This window comes from Pantoea sp. B566, assembly GCF_024793925.1.
In the GTDB taxonomy this organism is placed as follows: domain Bacteria; phylum Pseudomonadota; class Gammaproteobacteria; order Enterobacterales; family Enterobacteriaceae; genus Pantoea; species Pantoea ananatis.
Genome location: NZ_JANUQL010000003.1, coordinates 2411631 through 2429037, shown reverse-complemented (window position 1 = coordinate 2429037; position 17407 = coordinate 2411631). Strand labels below are relative to the sequence as shown.

Genomic DNA, 17407 nt, shown 5'->3' with positions numbered 1-17407 from the left:
GGAGAATCGGATGAAACAATATTTGCTGGCCCCTTCCATCCTTTCGGCAGACTTTGCTCGCCTGGGTGAAGACACTGCGAAAGCACTGGCGGCCGGAGGCGACGTGGTTCACTTCGACGTTATGGACAACCACTATGTTCCCAATCTGACCATGGGACCGATGGTACTGAAAGCGTTGCGCGATTACGGTATTACGGCCCCAATCGATGTGCATTTAATGGTGAAGCCCGTGGATGCGTTAATTCCCGAGTTTGCCAAAGCTGGTGCCACCTACATTACTTTCCACCCGGAAGCCAGCGAGCATGTTGACCGTACGCTGCAGTTGATCAAAGAGCACGGTTGCAAAGCCGGCCTGGTCTTCAATCCCGCCACGCCGCTCAGCTACCTTGATTACGTGATGGATAAGCTGGATATCATTCTGCTGATGTCGGTGAACCCTGGCTTCGGCGGGCAGTCATTTATTCCCGGCACCCTGGATAAGCTACGTGAAGCGCGTAAGCGCATCGATCAGAGCGGCTACAGCATTCGTCTGGAAGTGGACGGCGGCGTGAAGATTGATAATATTGGCCAGATCGCCGCAGCAGGCGCGGATATGTTTGTGGCCGGTTCAGCCATCTTTGGCCATCCGGACTATAAAAAAGTAATCGATGACATGCGAAACGAGCTGGAGAAAGCCAATGGCTCATTTCACTGATATACGCGCACTGGCGTTCGATCTGGATGGTACGCTGGTCGACAGCGCGCCGGGCCTGGCTGACGCAATCGATCTGACGCTTGCGGATCTGCGTTTACCGGCTGCTGGCGTGGCGCGCGTGTCCACCTGGATTGGTAACGGTGCGGATATCATGATGGCCCGCGCGCTGACCTGGGCGCTGGGGCGTGAGCCACAGCAGGATGAGCAGCGTGATGCGCGAGTGCTCTTTGACAAGCACTATGCCAGTACCGTGGAAGCCGGCAGCACGCTGTTTCCTCAGGTTAAGGAAACGCTGGCAACCCTGCAGGCGCAGGGCATACCGATGGCGATTGTGACCAATAAGCCTACGCCGTTTGTCGCCCCGCTGCTGAAGTCTTTGGGGATTGATGACGCGTTTTCGCTGATTATTGGCGGTGATGACGTCGTAGCGAAAAAACCGCATCCTGCGGCCATTTTTTTGGTGCTGGGTAAATTTGGCCTGCTGCCCGCGCAGTTGCTGTTTGTCGGGGATTCGCGCAACGATATTTTGGCTGCGCAGTCGGCTGGTGTTCCCAATATTGGTATGACCTTTGGCTATAACTACGGCGAGCCTATTGCGACCAGCCAACCCGATCTCACCCTTGACTCTTTTGACGAACTTTTGCCCGCTATCGGGCGGTAATTTATCAGGACATAAGCATGAGCAAACCCATCGTTTTCAGCGGCGCACAGCCGTCCGGCGAACTGACCATTGGCAACTATATGGGTGCGCTGCGTCAGTGGGTGCAGATGCAGGATGATTTCCACTGCATTTACTGTATCGTCGACCTGCACGCGATCACCGTTCGCCAGGACCCGGCAGCACTGCGTAAAGCCACCTTAGATACGCTGGCGCTGTATCTGGCCTGTGGTATCGATCCCGAGAAAAGCACTATCTTCGTTCAGTCCCATGTGCCCGAGCACACGCAGCTCAGCTGGATCCTGAACTGCTACACCTATTTTGGTGAGCTGAACCGTATGACGCAGTTTAAAGACAAATCCTCGCGCTATGAAGAAAACATCAACGCGGGATTGTTCAGCTATCCGGTGCTAATGGCTGCAGACATTTTGCTTTATCAGACGACGCAGGTGCCAGTGGGTGAAGACCAGAAACAGCACCTTGAACTGAGTCGCGACATTGCGAGCCGGTTTAACGCGTTGTATGGCGATATCTTTAAAGTGCCCGAGCCGTTCATTCCTAAATCTGGCGCACGCGTGATGTCCTTGCTGGAACCGACGAAAAAGATGTCTAAGTCGGACGATAACCGCAATAACGTTATCGGCCTGCTGGAAGATCCAAAATCCGTGGTCAAAAAAATCAAGCGCGCGATGACCGACTCGGAAGAGCCACCTGTCATTCGCTATGACATTAAAGAGAAGGCGGGCGTATCAAACCTGCTGGACATTCTGTCAGGCGTGACCGGCAAGCCCGTAACGGCGCTGGAGCAGGAGTTTGAAGGCAAAATGTACGGGCATCTGAAAGGCGCAGTAGCTGATGCGGTGTCCGGTATGCTGACTGATCTGCAGGAACGTTATCATCGCTTCCGTAACGATGAAGCGCTGCTGGAGCAGGTGATGCGTGACGGTGCGCAGAAAGCCCGTGCTCAGGCGCAGGAAACCCTGAAAAAGGTTTATGACGCTGTAGGTTTTGTCGCTCAGCCCTAATCGGCGAGTCGGGCATGTAAACGGCGAGCAGAGGCTCGCCGTTTTGTTTTTACCACCAGCGTAATATTTCGTGCAGGACAATCCGACAGCGGCGAATCACCTGTCTGGTGCTTATTGATGTACATCAATCGCAGTACGCTATACCTCTTAAGGGAGTGCTGCACGATTCAGCCCATTACCTTAAGTGAGGTTACTGACTTACAAAGTCATCTGGAGCAGGGCAACGCTATCGTGTTAGCTTTAATCAGCAGCGCTTAACGTATCAGGAGCCCGCAATGACAACCGCACCACTTCGATGGATAAACAATCTGCGTCTGCCCACACGTGACGGACTGTGGCAGATAGAAATTGCTGAAGGGAAAATCGTCCGAATGACGGCACAGCCTCAGCAGATATCTGCGGACGGCGCCTCGCTGGATGCGGAAGGTGGCCTGGCCCTTGCGCCTTTTATTGAACCTCATATTCACCTGGATACCACGCAAACCGCGGGAGAGCCAGCCTGGAACCAGTCCGGGACCTTGTTTGAGGGCATTGAGCGCTGGGCAGAGCGCAAAGCGTTGCTGAGTCATGAGGACGTCAAACGGCGGGCAATGCAGACGCTGAAGTGGCAAATAGCGAACGGCATACAGTATGTCCGTACCCATGTGGACGTATCCGATCCCACCTTAACGGCTCTCAAAGCGATGCTGGAACTTAAAGCGGAGATGGCACCCTGGATTGATATTCAGATCGTGGCGTTTCCGCAGGAAGGCATCCTGTCTTATCCCAATGGTGAAGCGCTTCTTGAAGAGGCGCTGCGGCTCGGCGCAGATGTCGTCGGGGCGATTCCTCATTTTGAATTCACCCGGGAATACGGCGTCGAGTCGTTGCATAAAACGTTCGCGCTGGCTAACCGTTATGACCGGCTTGTGGATGTGCACTGCGACGAAATTGACGATGAGCAGTCGCGCTTTGTTGAAACCGTGGCCGCGTTGGCCCACCGCGATGGCATGGGGGCACGCGTGACCGCAAGCCACACTACGGCGATGCACTCCTATAACGGTGCCTACACATCGCGTCTGTTTCGACTCCTGAAGCTCTCCGGCATTAACTTTGTAGCGAATCCGCTGGTCAATATTCATCTTCAGGGCCGTTTCGACAGTTACCCTAAACGGCGCGGCATTACCCGTGTTAAAGAGCTTCTGGAGGCGGAGATTAACGTCTGCTTTGGTCACGATGATGTGTTTGATCCCTGGTATCCGCTGGGCACGGCCAATATGCTCCAGGTGCTGCATATGGGGCTACACGTGTGTCAGCTAATGGGCTATGAACAAATTAATGCCGGGATCGATCTCATCACCCATCACAGTGCCAAAACGATGAATCTTGCAGAATACGGCATTCAACGCGGGCATGACGCCAGCTTGATTATCCTGCCAGCGGAAAACGGCTTTGACGCGGTGAGAAGACAGGTACCGGTGCGCTATTCGCTGCGTCGCGGAAAGGTGATCGCCGAGACTCAGCCTGCGAAAAGCGCAATCTGTTTAGAACAGTGGGAAGACGTGACGTTTAAACGCTGAAAGGCGGGGGCGGCACGGTGGCGCCGCCCAGAGAGATTAATGGGTTTTATGACCGTGGGAGCGGTGTTTGGTCACCAGACCTAACAGCACACACATAATAAACACCACCGCGTACAGGCCGTTTGCGGTTAACAGCGCGCTGTGAACGCCGCTGTTTTTCACAATCGGTGACGTCACAACAAAGGTCAGCATGGTGCCGACCGTGCCGCAGGTCAGAATAAAGTTAACCAGCTTGGGTGAGGCCACTTTGGTTTGCAGCGAGCCCAGGGTGATAATGGTGGTATAAATCGCGCTTGAGCTAAAGCCCAGCGTTAAGATAATCCATCTCAGCATGCTGGCGTCATGGCTGCTTACGAACCAGTACATCAACACCGTTGCCAGGCCTGCCAGCACCATCAAAATACGTTGCAGATCAAAGAAGCGCAGCAGGAAGCTGAACACCCACATACCGACCATGTAGGCGGTCCAGAAACTGCCCACCAGCTGACCGGCGTCGTCAATGTTCATGCCCATGACTTTGGTCGCGTACTCTGGCACCCAGGAAATAAAGCCTAACTGGCCCAGGATGTAGCATAGCGCCGCAATGGCCAGAAACAGGACGCCAGCCCCCCATTTCTCTTTCTCAACGGTCGGACTGTTCTCCGGCTTGCGCAGCACCGGGAATTCAACAAACAGCGTCATGATAAAAATGCCAACATAGATCACGCCAATACAGACGTAAACCCAGTACCACGGCAGATGACGCGCCAGCAGGATACCGGCAAGGATGGGGAAAATGGTGCCTGCCATGCTGAAGAACGAATCCGTAAACAGCAGGCGTGAACCGCGCTGACGGCCTTCGTAAATATGGGTTATCAGGAAGGTGCCAATCGACATGGTAATACCGCTGACCACGCCAAGCACGAACATGCACAGTGAAAATACCGACAGATCGCGGCTGGTCATTAAGCCGATGACGGCTAACACCATCAGCACAAAGCCGAATATCAGCTGCCGTTTGAGCGGCACAATCACCATCAGCCAGGCATTAAGGAAAACCGCAGCCAGAATGCCACTGTTCAGGAAGGTGAAGGTGTTGCCCATACTGTCGATAGGAATCTGGAAATCTTTCGCGATATCGCCCATTACCATGCCGGTGACAATCACCAGTGCGCCGGTAAGCGCATACGATAGAAAGCTAATCCAGGTAAGGCCGATACGATTACGATTTGTCATGTTCTGAACCTGTTAGGAAGCGGGAGAGCCTGAAGCGTCAGAAATTGTAAACGTAACCGTGATCTTAATAAACTAAGAGTGAAAACTGATGTCATTCATTTCATCAATACTGTGATTTTAGTCACGAAGCGGAAGCAACCTTATTCAGGCTCTGGTGGGTGCCTTTAGCGTAAATATAGGTAAAACGCTGGCTCTTGTATTACATGCTCTTTACAATCAATATCGTTTTTGAGCTGGCTCTCCAAAGTAAGGAATTACTCATGTTTAAACGTACTTTGACAGCGGCAGTTGCCCTGTTAGCGCTCTCTTCTGTTTCCGCCTCAGCTTTAGCGGCTAAAGGTGATACGCATGTTCTGCTTACCACCTCTGCTGGCAATATCGAACTCGAACTGAATAATCAAAAAGCACCGGTTTCAGTTAAAAACTTCGTGGATTACGTCAACAGCGGTTTTTACAACAACACGATTTTTCACCGCGTCATTCCTGGCTTTATGATCCAGGGCGGTGGCTTTACCAGTGAAATGCAGCAAAAACAGACCAACGCGCCGATTAAAAACGAAGCAGACAACGGCTTGCGCAACCTGCGTGGCACCATCTCAATGGCCCGTACCGCCGATAAAGACAGCGCCACCAGCCAGTTCTTCCTGAACGTTGCTGACAACGCTTTTCTGGATCATGGTCAACGTGATTTTGGTTACGCCGTATTTGGTAAGATTGTCAAAGGCCAGGACGTGGTGGATAAAATTTCTCAGGTGCCGACAAAAGACGTGGGCCCGTATCAGAATGTGCCAACCAAACCTGTGGTCATTTTGTCAGCGAAAGTCTTACCGTAATTTGATCCCATGCCATCTCGTCTCCGGCAAAGGGAAAATTTGCTCTTATACTTAGAGCAAACCTGAGCAGGAGGCGGTATGGCAAACAAACTCACAGATAAACAAAAAGCAGCGCTCTGGCAACAGCGGCGAAATGCCAGCTATCGGGCAAGCTGTCGGCTCGAAGGCTTTACCCTGACGGAACCGGAAATCAAGGGTGAAGATGCAGAAGCGCGTCTGGCCTCACTGAGGAGGCAATATGGCTGCTAACACTGCCGTCACTCAGGATCCCTACCTGTGGCAAAACGATACCGTACTGAAAAACCTTCTTGATATTCACGATGCCGCGCAGCTGCGTAAAGCCGAGTTAAGCTTTAGTGCCGCGCGCCTTGCCACGCTTGAACTGGGCCCGCGCAAGATCGGATTACCCTACCTCTGCCATATTCACCGTACCCTGTTTCAGGACGTCTATAGCTGGGCCGGCGAACTGCGTACGCTGGACATCTGGCGCGATGAAACCCCTTTTTGTCATTTCGAGTACATCGAAAAAGAGGGAAATGCACTGATGGCGGCGCTGGAAGAGGAGAAAGCCTTGGCCTGTCTGCCTCAGGCTGAGTTTGTGAAACGGATTGCCTGGTACTATTGCGAAGTCAATATGCTGCATCCCTTCCGCGAAGGTAACGGCAGGGCGCAGCGTATTTTCTTTGAACAGCTGGCGCTGCATGCCGGCTACGTGCTGGAATGGGACAACCTGAGCGCCGAAGACTGGGTTGCGGCAAATCAGGCCGGTGCCGCCGGCGCGTTGCAGCCGCTGGAAAAGCTCTTTGCCCGTATCGTCAGTGAAGCCAAAGCCCCCTGATCCGCTTACGCCACAGGGCGGCGCACCAGGTGCGTCGCCCTGCACGAAATCGGTTATCCGGCATCCCCACATCACACTCATCCTGAACAGCATGATAGGATAGCGCTCTGGTCATCACTCTGGATGCTGAACGCTCAGCGCATCCCTCCGGTCTGCCTGAAATCACAATCATGTTGCTGCTTATTGATAACTACGACTCGTTTACCTGGAACCTCTACCAGTATTTTTGCCAACTGGGTGCTCAGGTTCGGGTAGTAAGAAATGATGCTATTACCCTTGATGAAATGCGCACGCTGCCGCTGACTCATTTGGTGATTTCCCCTGGCCCCTGCACGCCCGATCAGAGCGGTATTTCGTTGCAGGCCATCCGCCATTACGCTGGCCGTCTTCCTGTACTGGGCGTTTGCCTGGGCCATCAGGCGATAGCCCAGGTTTTTGGGGCGCAGATCGTTCGCGCTCGCGAGGTAATGCACGGTAAAACCTCGGCGGTGCAGCACAATGGTTGTGGCGTCTTCCGCGGTCTGAATCAGCCGTTGACCGTTACGCGCTACCATTCACTTATTGTCAAAACGGAAACCTTACCTGATGCGTTCGAGGTGACCGCATGGAGCCTGCGTAACGGCCAGCCGGATGAGATTATGGGGATTCGCCATAAAACGCTCGCACTGGAAGGCGTGCAGTTTCATCCAGAGAGCATCCTCAGTGAACAGGGACACCAGCTGTTGGCTAATTTCCTGCACCAGTAAAGTTGTGTTTGCCTTTAAGTGATTTTTTATGCATATTTCATGATTATTATTTCATCGTGACTCAACGAATCAGTTAATGAGGTTGTCAATGACAGCGGAAAATATGGCAGTAACGCGTGAGACGTTCGATCAGGTCATTTTGCCTGTTTATGCACCTGCTCAGTTTGTACCGGTAAAAGGCAAGGGAAGCCGCGTCTGGGATCAACAGGGTAAAGAATATATCGACTTCTCTGGCGGCATTGCCGTGACCGCTCTGGGCCATTGCCACCCGGCGCTGGTTGAGACCCTGAAGAAACAGGGCGAAACCTTATGGCATACCAGCAATGTGTTTACCAATGAACCTGCGCTGCGTCTGGCCAGTAAACTGATCAACGCCACGTTTGCGGAGCGGGTCTTTTTTGCTAATTCGGGGGCAGAAGCCAATGAGGCCGCGTTTAAGTTGGCTCGCTACTATGCCTGTAAACGCCACAGCCCGTTCAAAAGCAAAATCATTGCCTTTCACAACGCCTTTCACGGCCGGACGCTGTTCACCGTAACGGTGGGCGGTCAGCCCAAGTACTCCGACGGTTTTGGCCCGAAACCCGCCGATATCGTTCATGTGCCGTTCAACGATCTGGACGCGGTTAAGGCGGTGATTGACGATCACACTTGCGCCATTGTGGTGGAGCCGATTCAGGGTGAAGGCGGTGTGATGCCTGCAACACCAGCGTTTATGCAGGGGTTACGTGAACTGTGCGACAAACACCATGCGCTGCTGGTACTGGATGAGGTGCAAAGCGGCATGGGGCGCAGCGGTAAGTTGTTTGCCTATGAGCACTACGGCGTGACGCCCGATATTCTGACCTCGGCGAAGGCGCTGGGCGGCGGTTTTCCGGTAAGCGCCATGCTGACCACCAATGAGGTAGCCTCAACCATGGCGCCTGGCGTGCATGGCACGACTTATGGCGGCAATCCGCTGGCATGCGCGATCGCAGAAACCGCGTTAGATATTATCAATACGCCAGCTGTACTGAATGGGGTAGAAATCCGCCGCCAGCAGTTTGTTGAGGCGCTCAAGGCTATTGATGCGCGTCATGACCTGTTCAGTGATATCCGTGGTAAAGGCCTGCTGATTGGTGCAGCCCTGAAGCCGCAGCATGCGGGCAAGGCGCGCGATATTCTGAATGCGTCAGCTGCGGAAGGCGTCATGGTGCTGGTGGCCGGAACAGATGTGATGCGCTTCGCACCGTCGCTGATTATCGAGCCTGCCGATATCGAAGAGGGCATGGCTCGCTTTGCCCGTGCGGTAGAGAAAGTGCTGTCTGCCTGAGTTATTTGCGGCGCAGACTGCGCAACAGCCAGCGGCCATGATGAGGCCGCTGGTTCCAGGCCAGAGAAGAGATCGTGTGCATGACTTTCAGATGCTCCAGGATGCGCCTGACGTGCTGCTCCAGTACCGTGACCGGCCCCTCATTTATATCTTCCACGCCCTGTAGCAGATCCGTCTGCGAACTTTCCCCGTCATATTCCAGCCTTTGCTGACACCGTTGCAGGGCGATCTCGCACCATTGCAGGTAGTGCTCAGCCAGCGTGGGCGGCAGCATGGTATGTTCACGTGCCAGAATGGTCATGGCGTTAATGTGCTCCACGATAAACTGGCAGTGCGTGACCCATAAGCGCATATCCTGCAGGTAGCGTGAATTAAATCCCGGCTCCTGCATGGCCTGATTCAGGGAGTTGAATACGGCGTTATGCGCCTGGTTGACCTTAACCCGCTGGTAAGCCAGCGCATCGGGTGACTGCTCCGGGCCCAGCAACATTCGCAGGGCATCCTGACAGGCCTCCAGCGCATCATGGGCATTCTGGCGCAGCAGGGCACTTTGCCACTGCGGCCACAGCCATAACATGCCCCCAAAGGCGATCAGGCAGCCCATCAGCGTATCCAGCAGGCGGGGCAGTAAAAACTGTGCCCCGTTAAGGGAGAGCAGTTGCAGCGTATAAACGGCCGTAACCGTAAATCCCACTATTGACCAGCCGTAAAACTGGCGGGTAAAACGGTAGCTGATAAAGGTAATCACCAGCATGATGCTCAGCACCAGCGGTTCAGGCACATCCAGGCGTAGCGACGCCGCCGCGATAGCCAGTCCGGCAAAGGTTCCCAGGGCCCGGTGCTGAATACGTACGCGGGTTGCGCTGTAGTTGCTCTGGCTGACAAACATGATGGTCATCAAAATCCAGTAGGGCTTAGGAATCGAAAAGAACACGGCCAGGGCGCTGCCCAGCATCAGCATGACGGAAAAACGCCCGGCCGTTCGCAGTGCGGAAGACCGCAGCGACAGATAGCTCCGCAACGCGGGCAGCAGCGGTAAACGACGCTGGCGATCGGCCATCAGGTCGCGTTGATAAAGCGGCTTTTGGGTTCGAAGCACCCGGGCGATACGGCTGAAATGATAGAGACAGAAGTTACCCACCGGATTGTCCGGATGCTGAAGGGCGATTTTCTCCAGCGCACCCAACTGCTTGTCCATATCGAAACGACCAGAGAGTTGGTGATACAGAATATCGTCGGCCAGCGCGCGCAGCCGGGCTGAAATCGTTCTGGCGTTCCAGCGGATGACGGCTTCAGCATGGCTTTGCTCGACCAGCTTCTGGACCTCTTCCGGCTGATGCAGGCTGACGGAGATATGCTCCTGCAGATCCAGTGCTACCTGAAACGCCCGGGTCAGGCGTTTGTGGCTGTGATCGCGACTCGCAGACAGCATATGCATTTGCTGATAGCAGGTGTTGATCAGATCGATCGCTTTTTGCTGACGCGCCAGCAGGGGCGGCAGGGCTTTTTCCGGATCGGTCAGCTGCGTCAATAAGCTGTACTTGGCGTCACAGTAATTTGCCAGCTCACGGTAGATCAGGCTCAGGCTTTCGCGCATCGGCTGCTCTTTCCACAGCCAGAACCAAAACCAGTTGAACAGGCCATACCAGAGCGTTCCACCGATATAGAGCAGGGGCGGAACGTAAATGGGCATACGGCCAATCAGGCTGAGGGTAAAAATTGCCGCGATTAACGTGCCGGGCAGCAGTCGGGCGTGCAGCGGACTGATCTCTCCGGTGACGCCAAGCAGCAAAGGCAGGGCAAACAGGATGAGCGGCAGCGGCACGTCTTTAAGCAGCAGCCACTGCATCAGTAAACTGCCAAGGGCAAACAGGCTGCCGCCGATGATCAGGCGTTTAAAGAAGCGTTTGTGGGGCGTGTCCAGACCGGCAATGTTGCAGCAGGCGGGAACCAATGAGAACAGCAATCCTTTTTGCAGATCGCCGAACAGCCAGCCGAGCGCTACGGGAAGGCACAACACCAGCGTCTGGCGCAGCGCATAGTTAACTTCGGGGTGATAGATTATTCTTCGCCACATCGGCTCAACACAAGACATTCACGGCATAATGTCGCCATCACGCCGTGAACAGTCAGGCTTAGCGTGTGCCGTAAACAACGATGGTTTTGCCGTGTGCGGAGATCAGGTTCTGATCTTCCAGCATCTTCAAGATACGGCCCACGGTTTCACGTGAACAACCAACGATTTGGCCAATTTCCTGACGAGTAATTTTAATTTGCATGCCGTCAGGATGCGTCATGGCATCTGGCTGTTTAGCCAGATTAAGCAACGTTTGTGCAATGCGTCCGGTCACATCCAGGAAAGCGAGATTCCCCACTTTTTCTGACGTCACCTGCAGACGGCGAGCCATCTGAGAAGAAAGGCGCATCAAAATATCCGGGTTAACCTGAATGAGCTGACGGAATTTCTTGTAGGAAATCTCTGCCACTTCGCACGCAGTTTTCGCACGTACCCAGGCGCTGCGCTCCTGACCTTCTTCAAACAGGCCAAGCTCACCAATAAAATCGCCTTGATTCAGATAAGAAAGAATCATCTCTTTGCCTTCTTCATCCTTAATCAGTACCGCGACGGAACCTTTCACGATGTAGTAAAGCGTTTCGGCTTTTTCACCTTGGTGAATCAGCGTACTTTTGGATGGATACTTGTGAATATGGCAATGGGACAGGAACCATTCAAGTGTAGGGTCTGTTTGCGGTTTGCCGAGAACCATTCGCTATTATCCTCTATTGTAATCGTGCCCAAAATACAGGGCTCAGTTTCCCTGCCAGGCGATGAAAGCGTTAAGCGTGTTTCCATTCAGGAAATTATTCGGGCTGCATTTGCGCAGAGCGCATCATTCTTCCCGGCTTCGTCTTCGGATGACGAAAAATATTTTCAGCACTGTTTGTAGCACAGCTTTCGCCGACTGTCTTGTGTTGTCTCGCTTCAGCAATAAGGCTGATTTCTCCGGATTGCTGTTTACCAGGCAAAAGCGTACTCTGACGCAAAAACAGGGCATTCTGGGGGCCAGATTATGCAGGCAAGAGTCAAATGGGTTGAAGGGTTAACATTCCTCGGCGAGTCTTCGTCCGGACATCAGGTCTTAATGGACGGCAATTCCGGCGATAAAGCGCCCAGCCCTATGGAAATGGTGCTGATGGCGGCCGGCGGATGCAGCGCCATTGATGTGGTATCAATTTTGCAAAAAGGTCGCAACGATGTGGCTGATTGCGAAGTAAAACTCGAATCAGAACGCCGGGAAGAAGCGCCTCGCATCTTTACCCGCATCAACCTGCATTTTATCGTCAGTGGAAAAGCACTTTCAGATAAAGCCGTGGCGCGTGCGGTCGACCTTTCAGCTGAGAAGTATTGCTCGGTTGCCATTATGTTAGGCAAAGGGGTGGAAATTACCCACAGTTACGAAGTTATCGAGCTGTAATTATTCAGAGGCCAGCGCGGCCTCTGATTTTATTCAATGCGTTTGCCTTCCATGAGCCGTTTTACCAGCGGTGCCATAATTAATTCCATCGCCAGCCCCATTTTCCCGCCAGGTACAACCAGCGTGTTGATATTGGAAATAAACGATCCCTGCAGCATGGCCAGTAGGTAGGGAAAATCAATATCTTCCAGCCCCTGAAAGTGGATGACGACAAAACTTTCATCCAGTGAAGGAATGGTGCGTGCCGCAAAGGGGTTAGAGGTGTCGACGGTTGGAACCCGCTGAAAGTTAATATGGGTGCGTGAGAACTGCGGCGTAATGAAATTGATGTAATCTTCCATTGAGCGCACCACCGAATCCATTACGGCTTCACGCGAATGACCGCGTTCACCGGTATCGCGTACCAGCTTCTGAATCCACTCCAGGTTAACGATGGGGACGACGCCGACCAGTAAATCCACTTTTTCAGCGACGTTGTGCTGAGCCGTCACGACGCCGCCGTGCAGTCCTTCATAAAACAGCACGTCCGTATCCGGTGGCAGCGGCTGCCACGGGGTAAAGGTACCTGGTACCTGATTCCAGGGCACCGCTTCGTCGTAGGTATGCAGGTATTTACGTGACTGGCCCTTGCCCTGATCACCGTATTCAACAAAGGTCTGCTCCAGCAGACCGAAATCATTCGCCTCCGGGCCAAAGTAGCTGATATGGCGACCCAGATCGCGCGCCTTACGGATAGCCATATCCATTTCAGGCCGGGTAAATCGGTGGAAACTGTCCCCTTCCAGCTCGGCCGCGTGCAAATTGAGTTGCTGAAAAATTTTACGGAATGCGAGGCTGGTGGTAGTGGTTCCGGCACCGCTGGAACCTGTTACCGCGATAATCGGATGACGTGCCGACATAGTGAAACTCCCTGTGAAATCAGGCGATGAGCATTGTTAGCACGATTTTTCGTTCTGTGCATCAGCCACGGAACTCACTTTTGCGCATGATGTTGACCGATTCGTGAAGCTCAGACCAGACCAGCACGACTTCACCTTGCTGCAGCTGGCGTCGCACATTGGCGACTTTTTCGGTCAGGCTGAGTTCCTGTTCGCCGTAGTCGGTACCTTCGCGCAGAACAAAGGCTTCAATAACGTTTTCAAGGGTTTCGGGAGAAACCTGTTGCCAGGGAATAATCACAGGGTTAGCTATCCAGATAAGGGGAAATCCACTGCGGCACGCGCTGTTCCAGCCACAATTCAGGCTGACGCAGGGTACCACTCACAAATCCAACATGACCACCGTGTGTTGTCAGCTGATAGGTAATAGTGGCAGATAACTGGTCATTTTGCGGGATCACCTCATCGCTCATAAAGGGGTCATCTTTTGCATGGATAATCAGCAACGGTTTTGTCACCGATCTCAGCAACGGCAGGGCGCTGGCACGGCGATAATAGTCCGTGGCGTCGGCAAAGCCATGCGCCCGGGCCGTGATGGCGTCGTCAAAATCACGCAGGCGACGCAGGGCATTCAGCTGACTGAGATTGACCGGTAAGGTGTCGGGCCATGCGTGCAGCTTGCGCCTGGCATTCTTTTTAAGCTGGCTCAGCAGGTAACGCTGATAAATTTGGGAAAACCCGCGTTCCAGTCGGGCGCTACAGGGTTCAAGCATCAAGGGTGCCGAAACGATAACGCCGGCATCCAGCGCAACGTCACTGCCCTGTTGGCCCAGCAGGCAACCCAGCATATTCCCGCCCAGCGAAAACCCCACTGCTGCAGTAGGAACCTGTCCCCAGCGGGCCTTCAGCCAGGTCAGGAAAAAGCGTGCATCTTCCGTCTCGCCGGAGTGGTAAATCCGGTTTAGCCTGTTCGGCTCGCCGCTACAGCCGCGAAAATGCATCACTACGGCCAGCCAGCCACGTTGCCTGCAGACTTGCATCAGGCCATGGATGTAGGGACTGTGGAAGCTTCCTTCCAGACCATGAAACAGCACCACGCGTGGTTTATGCGCGGCAAACTGTGGATCTTCACTCCAGGCCAGATCGACAAAATCACCATCGGGTAAATCCAGCCGCTGCCAGTGAGGCGTTAACGCTATAGTACGGCGGAACAGGCGCGGCAGTATGGTTTGCACATGCGGATTGGTCAGGCCGCGCATAGGGCTGAACGCCGCGCCGTCCGGGCCCGAAAATTTCATGTTGTAAAGGCTTGTCTGTTCCATATCACACTGTTAGCTTCGATAAGTTTTCACATAATGGAGGGAGAACCCGGATTAATGGAACTCAGTCTTTTTTTATCAATGTTAGGGTTTCTCTGGGTCGCGGCGATTACACCCGGTCCTAATAATATGTTACTCACCGCCTCGGGCGCCAACTTTGGCTTTTTCCGTACCCTTCCGTTAATGGTCGGCATCATGATTGGTATGCAACTGATGCTACTGATGGTGGCGTTTGGCGTAGGGGGATTGATCCTGCTCTATCCCTCGCTGCACCTTATCCTGAAAGTTGCCGGGAGCCTCTATCTTCTGTGGCTGGCATGGAAAATTGCGACCGCCGCATACGAAAAGCTGGAGACCGATGCGGCGCCGGTCGCGCCCATGCCCTTCTGGCAGGGAGGATTGTTGCAGTTGATCAATCCCAAAGCCTGGTTAATGGCCCTGGGGGCGATAGCCAGCTTTAGCCTGGCCGGTGCCGGATATCGCCACTCTGTCCTGTTAATCAGCGTAGGGATGGTGATGGTCAATCTGGTCGCGGGCATCATCTGGATGGGGTTTGGCGCGATGATTGGCCGTGTTTTACGCAGTCCGCGCGCGTGGAAGATATTTAACCTCAGTATGGGGCTGTTAACCGCAGCCTGCGTACTGCTCATCTGGCGCTGACGTTAACTGGAGGCGCGTTCCAGGCGCTTCCAGGGCAGCACCTCCCTGACAACCGGCGCATGGGGCTGACGGATTTTTTTCAGCAGCAACTGTACGCTGCGGGCGCCCAGCTCATTCATCGGTTGCTCTATGGTGGTCAAAGGCGGATTCAGGCTGCCGGTAAAGGGAATACCGTCAAACCCGACCACAGCCAAATCCTCGGGCACGCGCAAGCCTGCTTCCAGCGCCGCATGCACGACGCCGACCGCCAGTACATCGGACACGGCAAAGACCGCGTCTGGTCGCTCGGGTGAGTGCAACATCTCCCGTAAAGCCCGACTGCCTTCTTCACAGGAAATATCCGCAGTATAGACGACCTTAGACCAGCCCAAATCCGTTTGCTCAATGGCCTGGCGATAACCCTGCTCACGATACTGGGAATACAGATAACGCATGTCACCGTTGACCAGTGCAATGCGTTGGCGGCCTCTGGCAGCAAGGTAATGTACGGTATCGCGCGCAGCCTCAAGATGATCGATGGAGACCGAGGATGCCGCAATCTGGGGATCAAACTCTGAGCACTGCACCCAGGGCGCATCTCCAATGATATCGATAAGGCTTTCCAGCCCGGCCGCCGCGTCCATGGTAATGACGCCATCAACGACTTTGCCTGTGAGCAGCGTCAGGTAAGCGGCTTCGCGTTTAAACTGCGAGGCGGAATTACACAACAGGATATGGTAGCCATGCATTTCGGCTTCCGCTTCAATGCCTTGCACCACCCTGGAACAAAAGGGATTGGTGATATCTGAAATCAGCACCAGCAGCATATGGCTTTGTGAGGTACGCAACTGACGCGCTAACAGGTTTGGCTGATAGCCGCTGGTTGAAATGGCATCCAGCACTTTCTGGCGCGTATCCGCTTTCACACCTGGATGAGCGTTAAGCACGCGGGATACCGTGGCTTTAGACACGCCAGCTAACAGGGCAACTTTGTCGATCGACATCGAACTCGCAGGCCTCACCGGGAGCAAATAATAGCGCATATCAATAGCACACCCAGCATGTGAGCGCCTGACAAATTTATGGCTTTTTGTCTGAATTTTAATTTGCATATAACAGCAATCTATTGCAGATGATGATCTAAGAATTTCTTTCTATTAGGGATAACTTTTAATTCCTTTGTGAAATTAATCCTGCCAGCAACACTGCCCACATCATAAAAGTGATGGGGAAAATCATGTTAAAAGGGCAGTCAACCATTTTGGTTACTGTGCTGTCACTGCTGGCGTTTCAGGCCGGCGCGGTCGACGTGACGGTGGCGTATCAAACCTCTGCCGAACCGGCCAAGGTGGCGCAGGCAGATAACACTTTTGCTAAAGAGAGCGGCGCAACGGTAGCCTGGCGCAAATTCGACAGTGGGGCGGGCGTATTGCGCGCCTTGGCATCCGGAGATGTGCAGATAGGCAATATTGGGTCCAGTCCGCTAGCGGTTGCGGCGACGCAGCAACTCCCGATAGAAGCGTTTTTGCTCGCCTCTCAGTTGGGGAATTCAGAAGCGCTTGTTGTCAGGAAAACCATCGCCAGCCCTCAGGATCTGATTGGCAAACGCATCGCCGTCCCCTTTATCTCCACCACGCACTACAGCCTGCTTGCTGCCTTGAAGCACTGGGGAATTAAACCCTCCCAGGTCCAACTGGTGAACCTGCAGCCGCCCGCTATTGTGGCCGCCTGGCAGCGGGGCGATATCGACGGCGCGTACGTTTGGGCACCGGCTGTCAATGCACTGGAAAAGGACAGCAAGGTCCTGACAGACTCTTCTCAGGTTGGCCGCTGGGGATCGCCTACGCTGGATGTCTGGGTCGTGCGTAAAGACTTCGCACAGCAGCATCCTGATATTGTTACCGCCTTTGCCCGCAGCGCCCTTGAGGCGCAGAAAGCCTATCTGGATGACCCGGAAAAGTGGCTGAAACAGGCTGACAACCTCAGCAAGCTTTCGCGTTTAAGCGGCGTGCCAGAGCAAGCGGTTCCGGAACTGGTAAAAGGCAATACCTACCTTACGGCCGCGCAGCAGGTTAAACAGCTGGATCAGCCGGTGAACAAGGCCATCGTGGATACGGCGCAGTTTCTGAAAGCGCAGGGAAAAGTGCCGCAGGCTGGCAGTGATTACAGCCGTTATGTCACCAGCCGCTTTGTTGCCCCCTTGGCTAAACCCTGAGGA

Annotated in this window: 19 protein-coding genes; 12 read left to right on the top strand and 7 right to left on the bottom strand. The window is 53.9% G+C overall.

What is annotated here, in order from left to right:
- The first annotated feature begins 10 nt into the window (after positions 1 to 10).
- From rpe to NYE92_RS13125, 4 genes are all read left to right on the top strand, one after another.
- Positions 11 to 694 carry a ribulose-phosphate 3-epimerase gene (gene rpe, locus NYE92_RS13140; RefSeq protein WP_014594778.1) on the top strand — a complete coding sequence of 228 codons (684 nt, stop codon included), beginning with the start codon at positions 11 to 13 and terminating at the stop codon, positions 692 to 694.
- Positions 678 to 1355, top strand: coding sequence for a phosphoglycolate phosphatase (locus NYE92_RS13135; RefSeq protein WP_019106456.1), 678 nt, complete (start codon positions 678 to 680; stop codon positions 1353 to 1355). Before rpe ends, NYE92_RS13135 begins: the two co-directional genes overlap by 17 nt.
- A 17-nt stretch (positions 1356 to 1372) precedes the next feature.
- Positions 1373 to 2377 carry a tryptophan--tRNA ligase gene (gene trpS, locus NYE92_RS13130; RefSeq protein ID WP_013027501.1) on the top strand — a complete coding sequence of 335 codons (1005 nt, stop codon included), beginning with the start codon at positions 1373 to 1375 and terminating at the stop codon, positions 2375 to 2377.
- Between the two features lie 275 nt (positions 2378 to 2652).
- Positions 2653 to 3936, top strand: a complete 1284-nt coding sequence (locus NYE92_RS13125) for a cytosine deaminase (RefSeq protein WP_024471373.1) — start codon at positions 2653 to 2655, stop codon at positions 3934 to 3936.
- A 36-nt stretch (positions 3937 to 3972) separates the two neighbouring features.
- Here NYE92_RS13125 and tsgA read toward each other — a convergent pair whose 3' ends face one another.
- Positions 3973 to 5151, bottom strand: a complete 1179-nt coding sequence (gene tsgA / locus NYE92_RS13120) for an MFS transporter TsgA (RefSeq protein ID WP_024471372.1) — start codon at positions 5149 to 5151, stop codon at positions 3973 to 3975.
- A gap of 260 nt (positions 5152 to 5411) precedes the next feature.
- On the opposite strand from tsgA, the gene ppiA reads away from it, so the two are divergent.
- The 5 genes from ppiA to NYE92_RS13095 all read left to right on the top strand — a co-directional run bounded on the left by ppiA (position 5412) and on the right by NYE92_RS13095 (position 8877).
- The gene (gene ppiA / locus NYE92_RS13115) at positions 5412 to 5984 is read left to right on the top strand and encodes a peptidylprolyl isomerase A (protein WP_014604860.1); all 573 of its coding nucleotides are present in this window, start codon (positions 5412 to 5414) and stop codon (positions 5982 to 5984) included.
- A 78-nt stretch (positions 5985 to 6062) separates the two neighbouring features.
- Positions 6063 to 6233 (top strand): YhfG family protein, encoded by a 171-nt coding sequence (locus NYE92_RS13110; protein WP_013027497.1) that lies wholly within the window; start codon positions 6063 to 6065, stop codon positions 6231 to 6233.
- Positions 6223 to 6822: a putative adenosine monophosphate-protein transferase Fic gene (locus tag NYE92_RS13105; RefSeq protein WP_024471371.1), complete on the top strand. Its 600-nt coding sequence runs from the start codon at positions 6223 to 6225 to the stop codon at positions 6820 to 6822. Before NYE92_RS13110 ends, NYE92_RS13105 begins: the two co-directional genes overlap by 11 nt.
- 170 nt (positions 6823 to 6992) lie before the next feature.
- Entirely contained in the window at positions 6993 to 7568 is a 576-nt protein-coding gene (locus NYE92_RS13100; protein ID WP_013027495.1) for an aminodeoxychorismate synthase component II, read from the top strand.
- A gap of 88 nt (positions 7569 to 7656) precedes the next feature.
- Positions 7657 to 8877 (top strand): aspartate aminotransferase family protein, encoded by a 1221-nt coding sequence (locus tag NYE92_RS13095; RefSeq protein ID WP_029569221.1) that lies wholly within the window; start codon positions 7657 to 7659, stop codon positions 8875 to 8877.
- A gap of 1 nt (position 8878) precedes the next feature.
- Here the strand turns inward: NYE92_RS13095 and NYE92_RS13090 are convergent, their stop codons facing one another.
- Both NYE92_RS13090 and crp read right to left on the bottom strand, forming a co-directional pair.
- Positions 8879 to 10954 carry a YccS/YhfK family putative transporter gene (locus NYE92_RS13090; RefSeq protein WP_014604862.1) on the bottom strand — a complete coding sequence of 692 codons (2076 nt, stop codon included), beginning with the start codon at positions 10952 to 10954 and terminating at the stop codon, positions 8879 to 8881.
- Between the two features lie 58 nt (positions 10955 to 11012).
- Positions 11013 to 11645 carry a cAMP-activated global transcriptional regulator CRP gene (gene crp / locus NYE92_RS13085; RefSeq protein ID WP_000242758.1) on the bottom strand — a complete coding sequence of 211 codons (633 nt, stop codon included), beginning with the start codon at positions 11643 to 11645 and terminating at the stop codon, positions 11013 to 11015.
- 303 nt (positions 11646 to 11948) lie between these two features.
- Between crp and NYE92_RS13080 the strand changes: the two genes are divergently transcribed.
- A complete protein-coding gene (locus NYE92_RS13080; RefSeq protein WP_013027492.1) occupies positions 11949 to 12353 on the top strand; it encodes an OsmC family protein in 405 nt (134 codons plus the stop codon).
- 29 nt (positions 12354 to 12382) lie between these two features.
- Here the strand turns inward: NYE92_RS13080 and NYE92_RS13075 are convergent, their stop codons facing one another.
- The 3 genes from NYE92_RS13075 to NYE92_RS13065 form a co-directional block, all read right to left on the bottom strand.
- The gene (locus NYE92_RS13075; protein ID WP_013027491.1) at positions 12383 to 13252 is read right to left on the bottom strand and encodes a phosphoribulokinase; all 870 of its coding nucleotides are present in this window, start codon (positions 13250 to 13252) and stop codon (positions 12383 to 12385) included.
- A 61-nt stretch (positions 13253 to 13313) separates the two neighbouring features.
- The gene (locus tag NYE92_RS13070; protein ID WP_013027490.1) at positions 13314 to 13532 is read right to left on the bottom strand and encodes a YheU family protein; all 219 of its coding nucleotides are present in this window, start codon (positions 13530 to 13532) and stop codon (positions 13314 to 13316) included.
- A gap of 4 nt (positions 13533 to 13536) precedes the next feature.
- Entirely contained in the window at positions 13537 to 14553 is a 1017-nt protein-coding gene (locus NYE92_RS13065) for a hydrolase (RefSeq protein ID WP_024471369.1), read from the bottom strand.
- Between the two features lie 54 nt (positions 14554 to 14607).
- Between NYE92_RS13065 and NYE92_RS13060 the strand changes: the two genes are divergently transcribed.
- Complete coding sequence (locus NYE92_RS13060; RefSeq protein ID WP_014604863.1) at positions 14608 to 15210, top strand: LysE family translocator; 603 nt, start codon at positions 14608 to 14610, stop codon at positions 15208 to 15210.
- Positions 15211 to 15212: 2 nt separating this feature from the next.
- Here NYE92_RS13060 and NYE92_RS13055 read toward each other — a convergent pair whose 3' ends face one another.
- Positions 15213 to 16193 carry a LacI family DNA-binding transcriptional regulator gene (locus NYE92_RS13055; protein ID WP_014604864.1) on the bottom strand — a complete coding sequence of 327 codons (981 nt, stop codon included), beginning with the start codon at positions 16191 to 16193 and terminating at the stop codon, positions 15213 to 15215.
- Positions 16194 to 16414: 221 nt separating this feature from the next.
- Between NYE92_RS13055 and tauA the strand changes: the two genes are divergently transcribed.
- On the top strand, positions 16415 to 17404 hold the full coding sequence (gene tauA, locus NYE92_RS13050; RefSeq protein ID WP_259019053.1) for a taurine ABC transporter substrate-binding protein: 990 nt from the start codon (positions 16415 to 16417) through the stop codon (positions 17402 to 17404).
- Positions 17405 to 17407 lie beyond the last annotated feature (3 nt).

Coding starts and splice junctions, on each gene's coding strand:
- rpe (WP_014594778.1), top strand. CDS start 11: ATGAAACAATATTTGCTGGCCCCTTCCATCCTTTCGGCAGACTTTGCT.
- NYE92_RS13135 (WP_019106456.1), top strand. CDS start 678: ATGGCTCATTTCACTGATATACGCGCACTGGCGTTCGATCTGGATGGT.
- trpS (WP_013027501.1), top strand. CDS start 1,373: ATGAGCAAACCCATCGTTTTCAGCGGCGCACAGCCGTCCGGCGAACTG.
- NYE92_RS13125 (WP_024471373.1), top strand. CDS start 2,653: ATGACAACCGCACCACTTCGATGGATAAACAATCTGCGTCTGCCCACA.
- tsgA (WP_024471372.1), bottom strand. CDS start 5,151: ATGACAAATCGTAATCGTATCGGCCTTACCTGGATTAGCTTTCTATCG.
- ppiA (WP_014604860.1), top strand. CDS start 5,412: ATGTTTAAACGTACTTTGACAGCGGCAGTTGCCCTGTTAGCGCTCTCT.
- NYE92_RS13110 (WP_013027497.1), top strand. CDS start 6,063: ATGGCAAACAAACTCACAGATAAACAAAAAGCAGCGCTCTGGCAACAG.
- NYE92_RS13105 (WP_024471371.1), top strand. CDS start 6,223: ATGGCTGCTAACACTGCCGTCACTCAGGATCCCTACCTGTGGCAAAAC.
- NYE92_RS13100 (WP_013027495.1), top strand. CDS start 6,993: ATGTTGCTGCTTATTGATAACTACGACTCGTTTACCTGGAACCTCTAC.
- NYE92_RS13095 (WP_029569221.1), top strand. CDS start 7,657: ATGACAGCGGAAAATATGGCAGTAACGCGTGAGACGTTCGATCAGGTC.
- NYE92_RS13090 (WP_014604862.1), bottom strand. CDS start 10,954: ATGTGGCGAAGAATAATCTATCACCCCGAAGTTAACTATGCGCTGCGC.
- crp (WP_000242758.1), bottom strand. CDS start 11,645: ATGGTTCTCGGCAAACCGCAAACAGACCCTACACTTGAATGGTTCCTG.
- NYE92_RS13080 (WP_013027492.1), top strand. CDS start 11,949: ATGCAGGCAAGAGTCAAATGGGTTGAAGGGTTAACATTCCTCGGCGAG.
- NYE92_RS13075 (WP_013027491.1), bottom strand. CDS start 13,252: ATGTCGGCACGTCATCCGATTATCGCGGTAACAGGTTCCAGCGGTGCC.
- NYE92_RS13065 (WP_024471369.1), bottom strand. CDS start 14,553: ATGGAACAGACAAGCCTTTACAACATGAAATTTTCGGGCCCGGACGGC.
- NYE92_RS13060 (WP_014604863.1), top strand. CDS start 14,608: ATGGAACTCAGTCTTTTTTTATCAATGTTAGGGTTTCTCTGGGTCGCG.
- NYE92_RS13055 (WP_014604864.1), bottom strand. CDS start 16,193: ATGTCGATCGACAAAGTTGCCCTGTTAGCTGGCGTGTCTAAAGCCACG.
- tauA (WP_259019053.1), top strand. CDS start 16,415: ATGGGGAAAATCATGTTAAAAGGGCAGTCAACCATTTTGGTTACTGTG.